Origin of the sequence: Lentzea albidocapillata, assembly GCF_000719115.1 — a bacterium.
Classification (GTDB): domain Bacteria; phylum Actinomycetota; class Actinomycetes; order Mycobacteriales; family Pseudonocardiaceae; genus Lentzea; species Lentzea albidocapillata.
Genome location: NZ_JOEA01000006.1, coordinates 121,371 through 137,046 on the forward strand (window position 1 = coordinate 121,371; position 15,676 = coordinate 137,046).

The window sequence follows — 15,676 nt, forward strand, 5'->3', positions numbered from 1 at the left end:
CCCCATGGGGACGGCTCAACTCCTCATGACTAAGTACGTGAACAGCCAGATGAGTCTAATTGTGAGCAGTGGAGGCCCTGAGCACCACCTCACCCGCCACCCGGACGGTGCGTGCCTCGTCACCCCCGGCGTCCAGCACGAGACCTGCGGCGATCTCGCCCATCTCCTCCAGCGGGAGTCGCACCGTGGACAGCGCCGGAACCGTGTCGCGCAGCGTCGGGATGTCGTCGAACCCGGCGATCGAGATGTCCTCCGGAATGCGCACGCCACGTTCGCGCAGCGCGGCCATGGCCCCCATCGCCATGACGTCCGTCACGGCGAACACGCAGGTGGAACGCGACTTCGACGCCAGCAGCTCCATCGCCGCGGCGTACCCGCCGTCACGGGTGAAGGCGCCGTTGATCACCACGGGCGGCGCGATCCCGACGTCGGCGAGACCCGCCTTGAACCCCGCGAGCCGGTCGCGGGCCACCACGAGTTCGGAAGGACCACCCAATACGGCGAACTTCCTGTGGCCGAGCTCGGCCAGCGCACGGGCCAGGGCGCGACCACCCGCGCGGTTGCCCGGAACGACCGTGTCGGTGCCGAGCTTCGCCTGCGACACGCACGCGACACGCCCGCCCTGCTCGCTGAACGCGTCGATCTCGGCCGCCAGCCGGGACTGCGCGGCGCGGTCCGTGGTGCGGGATCCGGCCAGCACCACCGCACGGGCCCGATGCGCACGCAAGGTAGAGAGCAGCTCCGCCTCACGCTCGGGACGGCGCCCGGTCGTGCCGAGGACGACCGAGAGCCCGGCGGCCTCGGCCACCCGCGTCACCCCCGCCGCGATGCAGGAGAAGTACGGGTCGGTGATGTCGTGGACCACCAGCCCGACCAGCGAGCTGGAGTTGCGGGCCAGCGCCTGCGCGGACGCGTTCGCCACGTAGCCGAGCTCCTCCGCGGTGCGCAGGACGCGTTCGCTCAGGTCCTCGCTCACCTGCCGCGTGCTGCCGTTGAGCACGCGAGAAGCGGTCGCCAACGACACACCCGCCTGCTTCGCCACCTCGGCGAGCGTCACCTGTCGGGCGGACACGACCACCTCCGTCAAACCTGCTTGTGAGCGCTGAGACTAACTCGCGAGGAGGTTGACGTCCGTCAAGCGCCGCGATTAGCGTGGCGGGAAAGCGCTTTCCGGCGCTGCTGTCAGGGAGGTGCGATGGCGGAACGGAGCATTGGCGTGGCGGTCAACGGCGTCACCGGGCGGATGGGATACCGCCAGCACCTGGTCCGTTCGCTGCTGCCGTTGCGCGAGGAGGGCGTGCGGTTGCGGGACGGGACCGTCCTGAAGGTGGAACCGGTCCTCGTGGGCCGCAACGCCGACAAGCTCAAGGAGATCGCCGAGCGCCACGACCTCGCGCGCTGGACGACGGACCTCGACGGGGCGCTCGCCGACCCGTCGGTCGAGATCTACTTCGACTCGCAGGTCACGTCGAAGCACGTCGAGTCGATCACCAAGGCGATCGAGGCCGGCAAGCACGTCTACACCGAGAAGCCGGTCAGCGAGACGGTCGAGGAAGCGCTGGGGCTCGCGCGGCTGGCCGAGACAAAGGGTGCGAAGCACGGTGTGGTGGCGGACAAGCTGTACCTGCCGGGCATCCGCAAGCTCAAGCGGCTGATCGACGGTGGCTTCTTCGGCCGGATCCTCAGCGTGCGCGGCGAGTTCGGGTACTGGGTCTTCGAAGGCGACTGGCAGTCCGCGCAGCGCCCGAGCTGGAACTACCGGGCGGAGGACGGCGGCGGCATCGTCTCGGACATGTTCTGCCACTGGAGCTACCTGCTGCACGACCTGTTCGGCCGGGTCGACGCCGTCACCGCGAAGGCCGTGACGCACATTCCAACCCGGTGGGACGAGCAGGACAACGCCTACGAGGCGACCGCGGACGACGCCGCGTACGGGATCTTCGAGATCGCCGGCGGCGTCATCGCCCAGATCAACTCGTCCTGGTGCGTGCGGGTGCGCCGCGACGAGCTCGTCGAGTTCCAAGTGGACGGCACCGAGGGGAGTGCGGTCGCGGGGCTGCGCGAGTGCTTCGTGCAGCCCCGCGCCGTCACGCCGAAACCCGTGTGGAACCCGGATCTGCCGGTCACGCACCCGTTCCGCGACCAGTGGCAGCAGGTGCCGGACAACGAGGAGTTCGACAACGGCTTCAAGGTGCAGTGGGCGGAGTTCCTGCGCCACGTCTACGAGGGCGCGCCGTTCCCGCACGACTTCCGCGCCGGGGCACGGGGCGTCGCGCTGGCGGCGGCCGGCCTGCAGTCCTCTTCGGAGGGTCGCCGGGTGGAGATCGCCGATGTCTGACACGCGGGGACCACGACGTTGTGGAACCGGCGGTCTGACTCCGGCGCGGGGAAGCCGGTCGTCGACGGCGGCGACGACCGACCCCGGCGTTGCTGTCTGTATATCCGAAAACCAGTGCCGGTTGCTCGATGTTTCAGGCAAATCTCAGGAAATCAGCCACCGTTGAAGAACCTGTAAACCTTTGCGCGGTGCTTCGGGCGCGTGGTCGTGATCTTGATGACCGCGTCGAACATCGACCGTCCGAGCTCCGCGCGGGCCGCGACGGCCGGGTGCGTGGCGCTGAAGTCCTCGTCGTTCACGGCCTTGTCGCCGGAGAACTCACCGGACGCGAAGATCGAGTAGATCAGGATCGCCCGGTTGTCCGCGCTGAACATGATCCCGGCCTCGTTGCGGCCGTCGGAGAACCAACCGGCCTTCGTGGCGACGCGCAGGCGCTCGTTCGTCGTGAGGTTGAGCCGCACGCCGTCGGTGAAGCTGGCCGTGGCGCGCAGGATGTTCAGCAGGTACGCGGTGGACGCGGCCGAGAGCAGCTGACCATCGACCAGCTTCTGCAGCAACGTGTGCGTCTCGCGCGCCGTCGTGGTGCCGAGGAAGAACCGGTTCGGGTTCGCGACCGGGACGACCTGGGTGTGCACGAAGCCCTTGGACCGCAGGATCTCGTTGAGCTCCAGCGCCGGCACGACCAGCCCGCACAGGCGGACCGCGGTGTTGTCCGACACGGTCAGCAGGTTCGCGAGCGCGTGGCCGACCGTGACCTCGCTCGGGTACGCGCCGTCGAGCGCGAAGATGCCGTCGGTGTCCTGGATGACGATCGCGGACGACACCGTGACCGTCTGGTCGAGCTTGATCAGCCCGCGGTCCACCTTGTCCAGCACAGCGACGGCGACGGCGATCTTGTTGACGCTGTAGGCCTCGACGACCGTGTCCGCGTTCTCGTCGACGGCGGGCTTCGTCGCCCCGTCGAGGTCGGCGACCGTGATCAGCGACGACCAGCTGCCCCGGGCCTTGCGGGTCTGCCGCCGGTAGATCTGGGCCACGCGCTTGCGCGACCGGTCGGCCGTCGCCGGGGAGCGTTCGATCTCTGCCTCCGCGTCTTCCTGCGCTTGCGCTGCGCCGTTGGAGCCGAGCACGGCCGTCGCGGCCGCGACGGTTCCCAGCCCGAACACGGACCTGCGGTTCAAAGTCATGCGCGACATCAAAACAGGCGGCACTGACGTTTCTCTGACTAGGGTTCCGGATCATGGAAAACGTCTTCGTGGTGACCGGTGCTTCCCGCGGAATCGGGGCGGCGACCGCGTCCCTGGCCGCCCAGGCGGGGTATCGCGTGGTCAGGGCCTCGCGTTCGGCCGAAGAATCCGTCGGTGATCGCGGCTGGGACGCCCGATGCGACGTTTCTTCCTGGGATTCCGTGCAGGATCTCATGTCACGAGTGGAGTCCCGCTGGGGCCGGATCGACGTCGTCTTCGCCAACGCGGGCGTTTCGGTGGACACGTCGTTCATCTCTTCGGCGGGCGCCGAGCCTTCCGAGTGGACCGACATGGTCGTCACGAACGTCTGCGGACCGGCCTTCACGGCCCGTGCCGCGATGCCCGCGCTGATCCGCACCGGCGGCCACCTGGTGATGACCGGGTCCGCGGCCGGCCGCGGCGTCCGCCCCGGCAACCTGTACTCGGCGACGAAGTGGGCGATCACCGGCCTGGCACAGGCGATCCGAGCCGAAGCCGTGGGCACCGGCGTCAGGGTGACGGTGGTGCAGCCGGGACTCGTCGACACCGACGCCATTCCGGCGTCGCGGGCGGATGACCCGAAGCTGGCACCGGAAGACGTGGGCAGGGCGGTGCTCTACGCCGTGTCCCAGCCATCCACTGTGGACGTGAACGAGATCCTGCTGCGGCCGACCGGACAGGCCGCGCATCGCTGAGGGAGAACTACGAGTTCGTCACTTCTCGTTGAGCACGTCCGAACATCGCTGCAGGAGTGCGCGCAGCTGTGCGCGCTCCTCCTCGGTGAACGCGTCCGCCAGCCTCTGCTCCACCGCCACGGCGGCCCTGTCCGCCTGGTGGAACCTCGCCTGCCCCGCCTCGGTCAGCCGGTTCTCCAGGACGTTGCGCTGCCAATGGTGGGACGTGCGCTCCACGAGACCCAGCGCGACCAGGTTCTGCAGGATGGTCGTCATCGTCTGAGGTGTGGTCAGGCACAACCGCGCGAGCGTCGCCGCGGGCGCACCGGGGTGCTCGCTCAGGGCCAGTAGCGCCGAGTACTGAGGCACGGTCAGCCCCGCGGGCTTCACGGCCGCCGACTTCGCGGCCACCAGGTCCAGCTCGGCGCGCTTGATGTCTCCGCCGATCCGATCACCGCTGCGCATCCCTCCAGCATAGGAGTATGATAAGACTATGGATGGATATCAGAGCTCTGATATCCATCAGTGCTCGTACTGGAGGGAAGTAGATGCGCGTCCTGCTCGCCGCCATGGCGGTGTTGGTGCTGTTCACGGGCACGGCCCAGGCCAAGCCGAGGCACATCGAGGCACGCTCACCGTCACTGCACCCCGAGGGCGTGGCCTGGGACCTGAGTCGCGGCCAGTTCCTCGTCAGCTCGCTGCGCCACGGCACCGTGTCACTGGTCGGCACGAACGGCCGAGTCCGCCCGCTCGTCACCGGAACCCACATGGTGTCCACGTTCGGCCTCCAGGTGGACGGCGGCCGGCTGCTGGTCGCCTACGGGGACATCGGCTTCGGCGAACGATCGGTACCCGGCCAGTCCGGTCTCGGCATCTTCGACCTGCGCACCGGCCGCGCGCTGAAGTACGTCGACATCCCCAACGGCGCCAACGACATCGCGGTCGACCCACGCGGCAACGCCTACGTCACCGGCGCGCTGGGCGACACGATCTGGAAGGTCGGCCGCGACGGCACCGTGACACCGTTCGCCCGAGACTCCCGGCTGGGCGGGCCGTCGATCGGCAACAACGGAATCGCCTGGGACCCCAGGGGATTCCTGGTCACCGGCCACTACACCGACGGCACCCTGTTCAAGGTCACGCAGAACCATGTCGAGGAACTGCCCGCACCGAAACTGCCGGGCGCGGACGGCCTCACCCTCACCCCGCAGGGTCTGGTCGTCGTGACGAACGGACTGGCCGCGCCGGGCAGGAACGCCGTGACGCTGCTGGACACCCGCACGTGGCAGGTGAAGTCCCAGCGGGACTGGAAGACGGCCCCGACCACGGCGGCCCGCACACCGCACGGCACCTACGTGCTCAGCGGCCGCGTGGACCTGCTGGTGAGGGGGGAGACGACGGACGAGTTCAGCCTCGACCGGTAGCCACCGCTCGTGCGGGACTCCCGCGGAGTCACGCGCCGCCCAGGAACTCGACCAGCAGCCGGTTCACCTCGGCCGGCCGCTCCAGGTACCCGACGTGCCCGGCACCCGCGACCTCGGCGTACCGCGCGCCGGGGATCGCGTCCGCCACCTCGCGCGACAACCGCGGCGGCAGCACGACGTCGTCGGCGAACCCGATCACCAGCGACCGCACGGCGATGTCGCGGTAGGCGTCCAGGCGCGTGTCGTACTCGCCGAGGCCGAGCTGGATGCGTTCGCCCGCACCGAGCGTGGCACCGGCGAACTCGTACATCTGCAGCCAGTCGCGGGCGACCACCGGGTCGGCCAGCGTCGTCTGCGACAGGTTCCTGACCACCGACGCCACCGAGTAGAACTGCAGCGGGATCTCGACGCCCTTGTCGTGCAGGTCGCACACCGCCTGCGACCACGCCTGCGACACAGGTTCGGGCCGGCCGGCGGTCGCCATCATCACCGCCGACCGCACCAGCGCCGGACGTGTCAGCGCGAGTTCCTGGGTGATGCGGCCGCCCAGCGACGTGCCGATCACGTGCGCCGGGCCGCCCAGGTGCTCGATCAGGGCGGCGGTGTCGGCGACCATGTCGTCGAGCGTGAAGCCCTCCGCGCACTCGGACGACGGCCTGATGCCGCGGTTGTCGAAGTACGCGACGCGGTAACCGGCCTTGACCAGCGCGGGCACCTGGTAGGAGCGCCAGACCCTGCCGGGACTGCCGGTACCCATCACGAGCACGACGAGATCGCCGGAACCCTCGGTCTGGACGTTCAGCTCGATGCCGTTGAGCGGGACAAGCGCCATTCCGAAGATCTTAGAGAGGCTAGAACCTGCACAGGGGCCGAATGAGAGCAGCGTGTGAGGGATAACGCGCACACAGGTCGTCCGCGTGCCCGAACTCCACGATGTCGTCGGTGTACGGCGGCACCACCACCGTGCCGACCAACGACCAGTCGCCGGCCGGCGTGCTGCCCTGCCACACGCCCGCGGGCACCACGACCTGCGGGTTCGACGCGCTCAGCATCGGCTCGGTCACCGTGCCGTCCGGGTGCAGCAGCAGCATCCGCAACGGCGCCCCGGCGTGGAAGTGGTAGATCTCCAGGTGCTTCAGCACGTGCATGCCGGAGAAGTCCGGGTGGCGCAGCAGGTACGCGATCGCGGACACCTCGTCCGACCGGTGTGTCTGCGCGAAGTACCCGCCCTCGACGGGCAGCTCCTGCAGGCCGAGGTCGCTGATCAACTGCTCAGGGGTCACGTCATCTCCGGAAGCGGTGAACCGTGCACGACGACCATGCCCTTGCCGAGCCGCTTCGCCGTGTACATCGCGGCGTCCGCGGCACCGAGCACGTCGTCGGCGGTGATCATGGGATCGTACGAGAACCGTTGCGCCACACCGATGCTGGCGTGCACCCGGTGCACCCGGCCGTGCACCTCGTGCGGATGTCCCAGCACCGTCAGCAGCCGGTCGCCGATCTCGTCGGCGTCACCGCCGTCGACCAGCACACCGAACTCGTCACCGCCGAGCCGCGCCACGGTGTCCTCCGGCCGCACGCTGTTCACCAGCCGTGCGGCGACGTTGCGCAGCACCATGTCGCCCTCGGCGTGCCCGTTGTTGTCGTTGACCGCCTTGAACCCGTCCACGTCGATGAACAGCAGGATCAACGGCGTGGAGCGGTCACGGACCGAAAGCGCGCGCTCCAGCCGTTCGCGGAAGAGCGACCGATTCGCGACGCCGGTCAACGGGTCGTGCGTCGCCTCGTGCCGTAGCTGTTCGCGAGAGACGCGCAGCTGATCCATCAGCCGGATGTTGTCCATCATCGTGAACAGCTGACGCATGATCACGAGACACACGATCAGAAGCCCGACGTAGATCTCGACCGGGTTCAGCCGCCCGCCCGTCGCGGTGTTCCAGCTGACGAACAGCCCGGTGATCGCGAGCGGCAGGTACGGCACGAGCAGGTGCAGCAGGTCGGCCATGCGCATGCGGCCGGGCGTGGGGTCGAGGTTGCGGACCGGGGCGAGCGCGCTCAGCAGGAAGAACGCCGGGCACAGCATGAAGCCGATGTCCGCGGTCGCCGGGATCGCCGTGTTGCCCTTGGAGATGTAGAACGCGAACACCCAGCCCGACGACGACTGCGCGATACCGGCCAGTGCCACGAAAAGCATCGGCCACTGACGCACGGCCTGGTGCGTCCACGACATCACCACGATCGCCACGAGCAGCACCAGGTACGCGGCGGGATGCGCGACGACCGTGGCGAACCCGGGACCTTCGGTGGCCCACGCGCGGGTCAGCGACTCCAGCGCCGACACCCACGTCAGCACGAACAGCGACCCGATCACGATCAGTCCGTCGAGCACGATCACCGTGCGGCTGCGGTAGTTCGGCAGCAGGTCGTCGGAGCGCCGCTTCTGCGCCTTCGCGATCACGGCGGCCAGGCAGAGCACCGGCACCATCGTGAAGCCGATCGGCGCGATCGTGGACGACGGCAGTTGCACGCCCATGATCTGCTGGCCCCAGATCCACGCGGACAACCCGATGCTGAGGCTGACCATCGCCGCCGTCATCCACCGGTCCCGCGACCGCGCGTAGGCGATCAACGCCGCGACGGCGAAGACGAGCTGCACGACCTTGTCGATTGCGATACCGATATCGCGGGGCGCGGCCAGGGCGGTGAGGATGGCGATCGCCATGAAGACGCCGACGCATCCCGCAACGGCCCAGAACCTCTTCACCCGTCACTCCCGTGATCGAAACCCGACCACCGTAGTAACGGTGGAGTGGCCTTGTCGAACCGTGTCGGTGACTGTCACCTATAGGTGCACCGGATATGGTTCGAACTGTTGTTCGTTCGGCGATGCGGGGAGCTGTTGTGCGGGTGTTCGGGGTCGACCCCGGTCTGACCAGGTGCGGCTTCGGTGTGGTGGACGGCGGGCCGGGCCGGGTCGTGCGCGCCGTGGCCGTCGATGTCCTGCGTACCCCCGTTGACGCTCCGCTGTCCGTGCGCCTGCACGAGCTGTACGACGGCGTTTGTGTGTGGCTGGACCGTTACGAACCACAGGTCGTGGCCATCGAACGCGTCTTCGCGCAACACAACGTCCGCACCGCGATGGGAGTCGCGCAGGCGTCGGGCGTCATCGCTTTGGCTGCCGCGCAACGAAACCTGCCGGTCGAGTTCCACACGCCGTCCGAGGTGAAGGCCGCCGTCACGGGATCGGGCCGCGCGGACAAGGCCCAGGTGACCGCCATGGTCACCAAGCTGCTCGGCCTGAAGGTCGCGCCGAAGCCGGCCGACGCGGCGGACGCGCTGGCCCTCGCGATCTGCCACCACTGGCGCGCGCCGATGCGCAACCGGCTCGAGGAGGCGCAGGCCCGCGCCGCCGAGCTCGCCCGCGTGCACAAGGCGAAGCTGGCCGAGGCGGCGCGGCGGAGCGGGTCATGACGGCTTCAGTGCGCGCCGAAATTGTCAGGGTCGGCTGGAAGAATGAAATCAAGGGGTCCCCTTCGCGAGGGGACGCCTGCGTGAGCGTGAAGTCCGGAGGACAAAGGTGATCTCGTCACTGCGCGGCCAGGTGCAGCACGTCGGCCTCGACCACGCCGTCGTCGAGGTGGGCGGCGTCGGGTTCGCCGTCCAGACGACCCCGGCGACGCTCGCCACGCTGCGCCGCGGCGAGGAGGCGAGCCTCGCCACCACCCTGATCGTCCGCGAGGACAGCCTCACCCTGTTCGGGTTCGCCGACACCGAGGCCCGCGAGCTGTTCGGCCTGCTCCTGACGGTCAGCGGCATCGGCCCGCGGATCGCGCTGGCCACCCTCGCCGTCCTGGAGCCGGACAAGCTGCGCCACGCGCTCGCCGAAGGCAACATCACCGTGCTCACGCAGGTTCCGGGCATCGGCAAGAAGGGCGCGGAACGCCTCATCATCGAGCTGCGCGACAAGGTCGGTCAGCTGCCCTCGCCCACGACGCCCGTGCACAGCCAGACGCGCGACCACGTCGTCGAGGCGCTCCTCGGCCTCGGCTTCCCGGCCAAGTCCGCGGAGGCCACGGTCGACGGCGTGCTCGCCGCGAACCCCGACCAGTCCACGTCCGCCGTCCTGCGCCGAGCGCTCGCGACCCTGGGGCGCAAGTGACCGAGGACGAGCTCAGCCCGTACGTCGCGCCCGCCGAGCGCGACCTCGAGACCAGCCTGCGCCCGGCCGACCTGCACGAGTTCGTCGGCCAGCAGCGCGTCCGCGAGCAGCTCGAACTCGTCCTGCAAGGCGCGATGAGGCGAGGAACGGCCCCGGACCACGTCCTGCTCAGCGGCCCGCCCGGTCTGGGCAAGACCTCCCTCGCCATGATCATCGCGAAGGAGCTCGGCGCGGCCATCCGCATCACCAGCGGCCCGGCTCTGGAGCGCGCGGGCGACCTGGCCTCGATGCTGTCCAACCTGGTCGAGGGCGACGTCCTGTTCATCGACGAGATCCACCGCATGGCCAGGCCGGCGGAGGAGATGCTCTACCTCGCGATGGAGGACTTCCGCGTCGACGTGATGGTCGGCAAGGGCCCCGGCGCGACCAGCATCCCGCTCGACATCGCGCCGTTCACACTGGTCGGAGCCACGACGAGGTCCGGAGCGCTGACCGGCCCGCTGCGTGACCGCTTCGGCTTCACCGGCCACATGGAGTTCTACAGCGCCGACGAGCTCGACCTCATCGTGAAACGCAGCGCGAAGATCCTCGGCGTCGACATCGCCGAGGACGCCTCCGTCGAGATCGCCGGCCGCTCCAGGGGCACCCCCCGCATCGCGAACCGCCTGCTGCGCCGCGTCCGCGACTTCGCCGAGGTCAGGGCCGACGGCAGGGTCACCGAGGACATAGCCAAGCAGGCCCTGGCGGTCTACGACGTCGACGAGCTCGGCCTCGACCGGCTCGACCGCGCGGTGCTGAACGCCCTGGTCAAGAGCTTCAACGGCGGCCCGGTCGGCGTCTCCACCCTCGCGGTCGCCGTCGGTGAGGAACCGACCACCGTGGAAGAGGTGTGCGAACCGTATTTGGTGCGGGCTGGCATGCTGGCCAGGACACCGCGCGGCAGAGTGGCGACACCCGCCGCGTGGTACCACCTGGGGCTGGAGCCGCCCGCCGGTGATCAACTGTGGTGACCTGGCACAATTCGGTGAAAGCACCTGGACATATCGGACGTGCGTCGAGGCATGTCCACCTGATCGGAGAATGATGGGCAACCTTTCGTCTTTGATGTTCCCGTTGCTTCTGGTTCTGCTGGCGGTGCCGCTGTTCCTCAGCGCGCGCAAGCAGAAGCGGGCGATGGCCGAGCAGAAGAACCTGCAGGACTCGCTCGCCCCTGGTGACAAGGTGATGACGACGTCCGGCCTGTACGGCACCGTTGCCGACGCGAGCCACGAGACCACCATCGACATCGAGATCTCCGAGGGTGTCGTCACGCGCTGGCTGCGTGCCGCCATCCGCGAGAAGGTCGCCGAGACCGATGAGGCCGTGGCCGAGGACAGGGCCGACGACGCCGGGGAAGAGGTGCCCGCGACGACCGCACAGGTCGCCGAGCCCCTGGACCACAGCGCCAAGAAGTAACCGACAGGCTCGTGACACCTGGAGTTGGCAACTGTGAACACCGCCAACTCCAGGTAGTGACGCGCAGCTCACGCGGCGCGCGTTACGCTGCGCGCTCGGAAACCATAGCTACTAGGAGACGGACGGATCGTGGCACCTCCGGCCGGGCAAATTCGCCCTGCGAAGTATCTGGCGAGTTTTGTCCTCATCGTGGTCGCGCTCTACGCCCTGGTGTTCTTGACCGGGAACGGTTCGGCCAAACCCAAGCTCGGAATCGACCTCCAGGGCGGCACGCTCGTCACCCTGACGGCTCGGCAGGAAGACGGCGCACAGCCGAGCGAGGAAGCGCTCATCCGCGCACGTGACCTCATCGAGGTCCGCGTGAACGGTCTCGGCGTCTCCGGTGCCGAGGTCGTGCGAGACGGCAACAACCTGGTGATCACGGTCCCGGGCGCGGACGGCGAAGGCGCGAAGGGCCTCGGCCAGACCGCTCGCCTCGCGTTCCGCAAGGTCATCGGCCAGCCGGTTCCCGCGGGCGCCGTGCCGCAGACCCAGACGAGCACGCCGCCGTCCGGTGACGCGAGCACGCCTCCGTCGACGCCCCCGAGCCAGAGCGCCGGCAGCACGCCGCCGTCGAGTGGTGCCCCGCAGGGCCGTCCCGCGCCGAACCTGGCCGCGCAGCCCTCCAGCACCCCGCCGTCGAGCACCGCGCCGAGCACGCCGTCCGCCCCCTCCAACGTCGACCCGAGGGTCGCGAAGGAGATCCAGGAGGCGAAGGCACTCCGCCAGAGCACGGACCCGCAGGTCCTGCAGCAGGCCGCTCTCCTGCTCGACTGCACGAAGGCCGACCCGCTGCGCGGCAACGACGACCTGGACAAGCCTCTCGTCACCTGTGACGAGAAGGGCGAGTTCAAGTACACGCTGGCCCCGGTCAACCCTCCCAAGGAGGACACCCAGACCAAGGCCGACGACTATGCGAACTACTCCCGCCTGACCGGTGAGGACATCAGCAACGCCGCCGCGAACAGCAACCCGAACGGCACCGGCTACGTCGTCAACCTCGACTTCAAGTCCGAGGGCGGCACCAAGTGGGGCGCTTTCACCGCGGCCAACGTCCAGCAGGCCGTCGCGGTCGTGCTCGACGGCGAGGTCATGTCCGCGCCGACCATCCAGGCGGCCATCTCGGGTGGTTCCACCGAGATCAGCGGCAAGTTCACGCTGAAGGAAGCCCAGAACCTCGCGAACACGCTGAAGTACGGCGCATTGCCGCTGTCCTTCGACGCGTCCGAGGCGCAGACGATCTCCCCGACGCTCGGCCTGCAGTCGCTCAAGGCGGGTCTCATCGCCGGCGGCATCGGCCTCGCGCTGGTCTTCGTCTACTGCATGTTCTACTACCGCCTGATGGGCGTCCTGACGATCCTGTCGCTGGCCCTGTCCGCGCTCGTCATCTACGCCGTGCTGATCCTGCTCGGCCGGGTCATCGGCTTCACGCTCGACCTCGCCGGCATCGCGGGCTTCATCGTCGCGATCGGTATCACAGCCGACTCGTTCATCGTCTTCTTCGAACGATTGAAGGACGAGGTGCGTGAGGGCCGCACGTTCCGTTCGGCCGTGCCACGTGCGTGGGTTCGTTCCCGCCGCACGATCCTCTCCGCCGACGCGGTCAGCTTCATCGCCGCCGCCGTGCTGTACGTCATCGCGATCGGCCAGGTGAAGGGCTTCGCGTTCACCCTGGGCATGTCGACGGTCCTCGACCTCGTGGTCGTGTTCCTCGTGACGCACCCGCTGGTCGCGATGGCGTCGAAGTCCAAGTTCCTGTCCAACCCGCGCCTGTCGGGTCTGGGTGGTGCCGCCCGCGAGGGTGCCGCGCACCGCGCGACCACGACCGGCAAGACCACCGCCGTGAAGGAGGCCTGACGTGAGCAGCGTGTTCTCGCGCCTTTACGTGGGCAACGGCGCCTTCGGCATCGTCGGCAAGCGCGTCCGCTGGTACATCGTGTCGGCCATCATCCTGCTGGTCTGCATCGGCTCGATGGTGTTCAACGGCTTCAACCTGGGCATCGACTTCAAGGGCGGTACGAAGGTCTCGATGCCGTCCGTCTCGGCGAGTGGGCAGAACATCACTACGAACACCGTCGAGGACGTGTTCGCCAAGGCCCTGCCCGGCAAGAAGCCGAACGCCGTGCAGGCCGTGGGCTCCGGTGCCAGCGCGACGATCCAGATCAAGTCGCCCGCGCTGACCATCCTGGAGGTCGCGACCCTCAAGACCACGCTCGCGCAGGACCTCCAGCCGCAGGGCGGTCAGACGGCGATCTCCGACAGCGCCGTCTCCGCGTCCTGGGGCGGTGAGATCAGCGTCAAGGCTCTGTGGGCCCTGTTCTGGTTCTTCGTCGCGGTGACGCTGTTCCTGACGTTCTACTTCGAGTGGCGAATGGCCGTCGGTGCGCTCGTCGCCGTGTTCCACGACATCATCATCACCGCGGGCGTGTACTCGCTCATCGGCTTCGAGGTCACGCCGGCCACGGTGATCGGTCTGCTCACCATCCTCGGCTTCTCCCTGTACGACACGGTCGTCGTGTTCGACAAGGTCAAGGAGAACACCCGAGGCCTGCTGGGCCTGACCCGCCGCACGTACGCCGAGGCAGCGAACCTGGCGCTGAACCAGACCCTGATGCGCTCGATCAACACTTCGCTGATCGCGTTGCTCCCGGTGATCGGCCTGCTGGTCGTCGGCGTCGGCGTCCTGGGCGTCGGCACGCTGCAGGACCTGGCGCTCGTGCAGCTCGTCGGTATCTTCATCGGCGCCCTGTCCTCGATCTTCATCGCCACCCCGGTGCTGGTGGACCTGAAGATGCGCGACCCGAAGTACATCGCGCAGGCCAGGCGCGTGGCCGCCCGCCGTGCCAAGGCCGCGGGCCCGCAGATCGCCGAGGGCATCGAGTCGGTGGACGACGACGCGCTCTCCGCCGACCTGCGCAAGGAGGAGGCGTACGCCGCCGCCGCGTCGGTGCCCCACCGCACCGCCAAGGCAGGCGACGCCCGCCGCCGTCCGACCGGAAAGCGCCAGCGTTGAAACTGGATCGTGCTCTGGGACTGATGCGTGAAGTCCCGGACTTCCCCCAGCCGGGGGTCGTCTTCCGGGACTTCACGCCGGTTCTCGCCGATCCCGACGCCCTGCGCGCCGTGGTCGACGCTCTCCAGGACAAGATCGACGACAGCACCCAGGTGATCGCCGCCATCGAGTCGCGCGGCTTCCTCCTGGGTGCTGCCCTGGGTTACGGCTGGCGCTACGGCGTCGTGCCGCTGCGCAAGCCGGGCAAGCTCCCGGTCGTGGCCGACTCGGTGTCCTACGCGCTCGAGTACGGCGAGGCCTCCCTGGAGCTTCCCGCGGACGCCATCCAGCCGGGCCAGCGCGTGGTCGTGGTGGACGACGTGCTCGCCACCGGCGGCACCGCCGAAGCCGCGTGCACGCTCGTCGAACGGGCCGGCGGCATCGTGACGGGTGTGTCGGTGGTGCTGGAGATCCAGGCTCTCGGTGGCCGTACGCGCCTCGCGGGCCGTGACGTACAGGCACTGATGACCGTGTGACTGCGTCTCCTTGCCTCCAGGTCAGCCGGTGACCGGCACGATGAACCGGTAGGCGACCACGACGGTGATCGCCCACAGGAAGTAGAAGATCGGCAGCCCCAGCAGGATCAGCTGCCAGGCCTTCATGTCACCGTGCCCGACCCGCATCAGGGCAGCAGAGGCACCGAACCACGGCACCACCCCGAGCATGGCCGCGCGGGCACCCTCGTCGCCGCCGTTGGTGACGAGGTTGAGCAGGACGATCGCGGCGTACCAGATGCCCGCGAACGCCAGGCAGTGCCAGATCGGCCGGTGTGAGTGCATGGGTTCAGCTTGTCAGCCTGCGATCAGCATCCGGAACAGGGCGTCAGGCGATCGGCGGGGGCGCCACGAAGGCGGCACCGACGCTGACGAAGACCAGCGTGACCAGCGACGCCGGGGCCGTCACGACCGCGATCTCCCACAGCTTCGGCGCCTTCGCACGGCGCAGCACCAGCCAGCTCAGGGTGGTCGCGACCACCCAGCCGACCGACGAGCCGATGATCGACCGCGGGTCGATGTAGCCGGGGTCGTCGAGGGCGAGGTACGCCATCGTGCCGAGCCACACGAACGTCATGGCGGCGCACCAGAACAGAGTCCTCACGTGGCCGAGTCTGTCAGGCGTCCTCGGCCGCGCCGATCCGGCACATGTCTCCTTCGTCGGGCGTGCGCCGGAACGAATTTCTGTGGCCCTTTGTGTGGGTGGTTGCGGGGCGCGGTTGTTGTGCCTTATTCGCGTTTTGTTGCGTGCGTGGTTGCTCGTGGTTGCGTTGCGTCTAGAGAGATGTGCACTAACGACACCTATGGCTCCTGTC

Annotated in this window: 18 protein-coding genes; 10 read left to right on the forward strand and 8 right to left on the reverse strand. The window is 68.7% G+C overall.

The window, feature by feature from the left end; translation table 11 throughout:
- Positions 1–55: 55 nt before the first annotated feature.
- Positions 56–1,072, reverse strand: a complete 1,017-nt coding sequence (locus IG04_RS0110160; protein WP_030476322.1) for a LacI family DNA-binding transcriptional regulator — start codon at positions 1,070–1,072, stop codon at positions 56–58.
- A gap of 123 nt (positions 1,073–1,195) precedes the next feature.
- Between IG04_RS0110160 and IG04_RS0110165 the strand changes: the two genes are divergently transcribed.
- Entirely contained in the window at positions 1,196–2,338 is a 1,143-nt protein-coding gene (locus tag IG04_RS0110165) for a Gfo/Idh/MocA family protein (RefSeq protein ID WP_030476323.1), read from the forward strand.
- Between the two features lie 152 nt (positions 2,339–2,490).
- Here IG04_RS0110165 and IG04_RS0110170 read toward each other — a convergent pair whose 3' ends face one another.
- Positions 2,491–3,525 (reverse strand): serine hydrolase, encoded by a 1,035-nt coding sequence (locus tag IG04_RS0110170; RefSeq protein WP_030476324.1) that lies wholly within the window; start codon positions 3,523–3,525, stop codon positions 2,491–2,493.
- 50 nt (positions 3,526–3,575) lie between these two features.
- On the opposite strand from IG04_RS0110170, the gene IG04_RS0110175 reads away from it, so the two are divergent.
- The gene (locus IG04_RS0110175; protein ID WP_030476325.1) at positions 3,576–4,259 is read left to right on the forward strand and encodes an SDR family oxidoreductase; all 684 of its coding nucleotides are present in this window, start codon (positions 3,576–3,578) and stop codon (positions 4,257–4,259) included.
- Between the two features lie 18 nt (positions 4,260–4,277).
- Here IG04_RS0110175 and IG04_RS0110180 read toward each other — a convergent pair whose 3' ends face one another.
- The gene (locus IG04_RS0110180; RefSeq protein WP_030476326.1) at positions 4,278–4,703 is read right to left on the reverse strand and encodes a MarR family winged helix-turn-helix transcriptional regulator; all 426 of its coding nucleotides are present in this window, start codon (positions 4,701–4,703) and stop codon (positions 4,278–4,280) included.
- An 83-nt stretch (positions 4,704–4,786) separates the two neighbouring features.
- On the opposite strand from IG04_RS0110180, the gene IG04_RS0110185 reads away from it, so the two are divergent.
- Positions 4,787–5,662: a hypothetical protein gene (locus IG04_RS0110185; RefSeq protein WP_051769468.1), complete on the forward strand. Its 876-nt coding sequence runs from the start codon at positions 4,787–4,789 to the stop codon at positions 5,660–5,662.
- A gap of 28 nt (positions 5,663–5,690) precedes the next feature.
- Here the strand turns inward: IG04_RS0110185 and IG04_RS0110190 are convergent, their stop codons facing one another.
- Genes IG04_RS0110190 through IG04_RS0110200 form a run of 3 tightly spaced genes read right to left on the reverse strand, consistent with a single transcriptional unit; the run spans position 5,691 to position 8,426 of the window.
- Positions 5,691–6,494 carry an alpha/beta fold hydrolase gene (locus IG04_RS0110190; RefSeq protein WP_030476328.1) on the reverse strand — a complete coding sequence of 268 codons (804 nt, stop codon included), beginning with the start codon at positions 6,492–6,494 and terminating at the stop codon, positions 5,691–5,693.
- Between the two features lie 19 nt (positions 6,495–6,513).
- A complete protein-coding gene (locus tag IG04_RS0110195) occupies positions 6,514–6,945 on the reverse strand; it encodes a cupin domain-containing protein (protein WP_030476329.1) in 432 nt (143 codons plus the stop codon).
- A complete protein-coding gene (locus IG04_RS0110200) occupies positions 6,942–8,426 on the reverse strand; it encodes a GGDEF domain-containing protein (RefSeq protein ID WP_030476330.1) in 1,485 nt (494 codons plus the stop codon). Before IG04_RS0110200 ends, IG04_RS0110195 begins: the two co-directional genes overlap by 4 nt.
- Positions 8,427–8,563: 137 nt before the next feature.
- On the opposite strand from IG04_RS0110200, the gene ruvC reads away from it, so the two are divergent.
- From ruvC to IG04_RS0110235, 7 genes are all read left to right on the forward strand, one after another.
- Positions 8,564–9,133 carry a crossover junction endodeoxyribonuclease RuvC gene (gene ruvC, locus IG04_RS0110205; RefSeq protein WP_030476331.1) on the forward strand — a complete coding sequence of 190 codons (570 nt, stop codon included), beginning with the start codon at positions 8,564–8,566 and terminating at the stop codon, positions 9,131–9,133.
- 106 nt (positions 9,134–9,239) lie between these two features.
- Positions 9,240–9,821, forward strand: coding sequence for a Holliday junction branch migration protein RuvA (ruvA, locus tag IG04_RS0110210; protein ID WP_030476332.1), 582 nt, complete (start codon positions 9,240–9,242; stop codon positions 9,819–9,821).
- The gene (gene ruvB, locus IG04_RS0110215) at positions 9,818–10,831 is read left to right on the forward strand and encodes a Holliday junction branch migration DNA helicase RuvB (RefSeq protein WP_030476333.1); all 1,014 of its coding nucleotides are present in this window, start codon (positions 9,818–9,820) and stop codon (positions 10,829–10,831) included. The genes ruvA and ruvB overlap by 4 nt, the downstream gene beginning before the upstream one ends.
- A 94-nt stretch (positions 10,832–10,925) precedes the next feature.
- Positions 10,926–11,276 (forward strand): preprotein translocase subunit YajC, encoded by a 351-nt coding sequence (yajC, locus tag IG04_RS0110220; protein WP_030476334.1) that lies wholly within the window; start codon positions 10,926–10,928, stop codon positions 11,274–11,276.
- A 129-nt stretch (positions 11,277–11,405) separates the two neighbouring features.
- Positions 11,406–13,172: a protein translocase subunit SecD gene (gene secD / locus IG04_RS0110225; protein ID WP_030476335.1), complete on the forward strand. Its 1,767-nt coding sequence runs from the start codon at positions 11,406–11,408 to the stop codon at positions 13,170–13,172.
- 1 nt (position 13,173) lies between these two features.
- Positions 13,174–14,328: a protein translocase subunit SecF gene (secF, locus tag IG04_RS0110230; protein ID WP_030476336.1), complete on the forward strand. Its 1,155-nt coding sequence runs from the start codon at positions 13,174–13,176 to the stop codon at positions 14,326–14,328.
- 23 nt (positions 14,329–14,351) lie between these two features.
- Positions 14,352–14,843, forward strand: a complete 492-nt coding sequence (locus IG04_RS0110235; protein WP_144065519.1) for an adenine phosphoribosyltransferase — start codon at positions 14,352–14,354, stop codon at positions 14,841–14,843.
- A 21-nt stretch (positions 14,844–14,864) separates the two neighbouring features.
- Here the strand turns inward: IG04_RS0110235 and IG04_RS0110240 are convergent, their stop codons facing one another.
- Positions 14,865–15,146 (reverse strand): hypothetical protein, encoded by a 282-nt coding sequence (locus tag IG04_RS0110240; RefSeq protein WP_030476338.1) that lies wholly within the window; start codon positions 15,144–15,146, stop codon positions 14,865–14,867.
- A gap of 43 nt (positions 15,147–15,189) precedes the next feature.
- Entirely contained in the window at positions 15,190–15,465 is a 276-nt protein-coding gene (locus IG04_RS0110245) for a hypothetical protein (RefSeq protein ID WP_144065520.1), read from the reverse strand.
- Between the last annotated feature and the right edge of the window lie 211 nt (positions 15,466–15,676).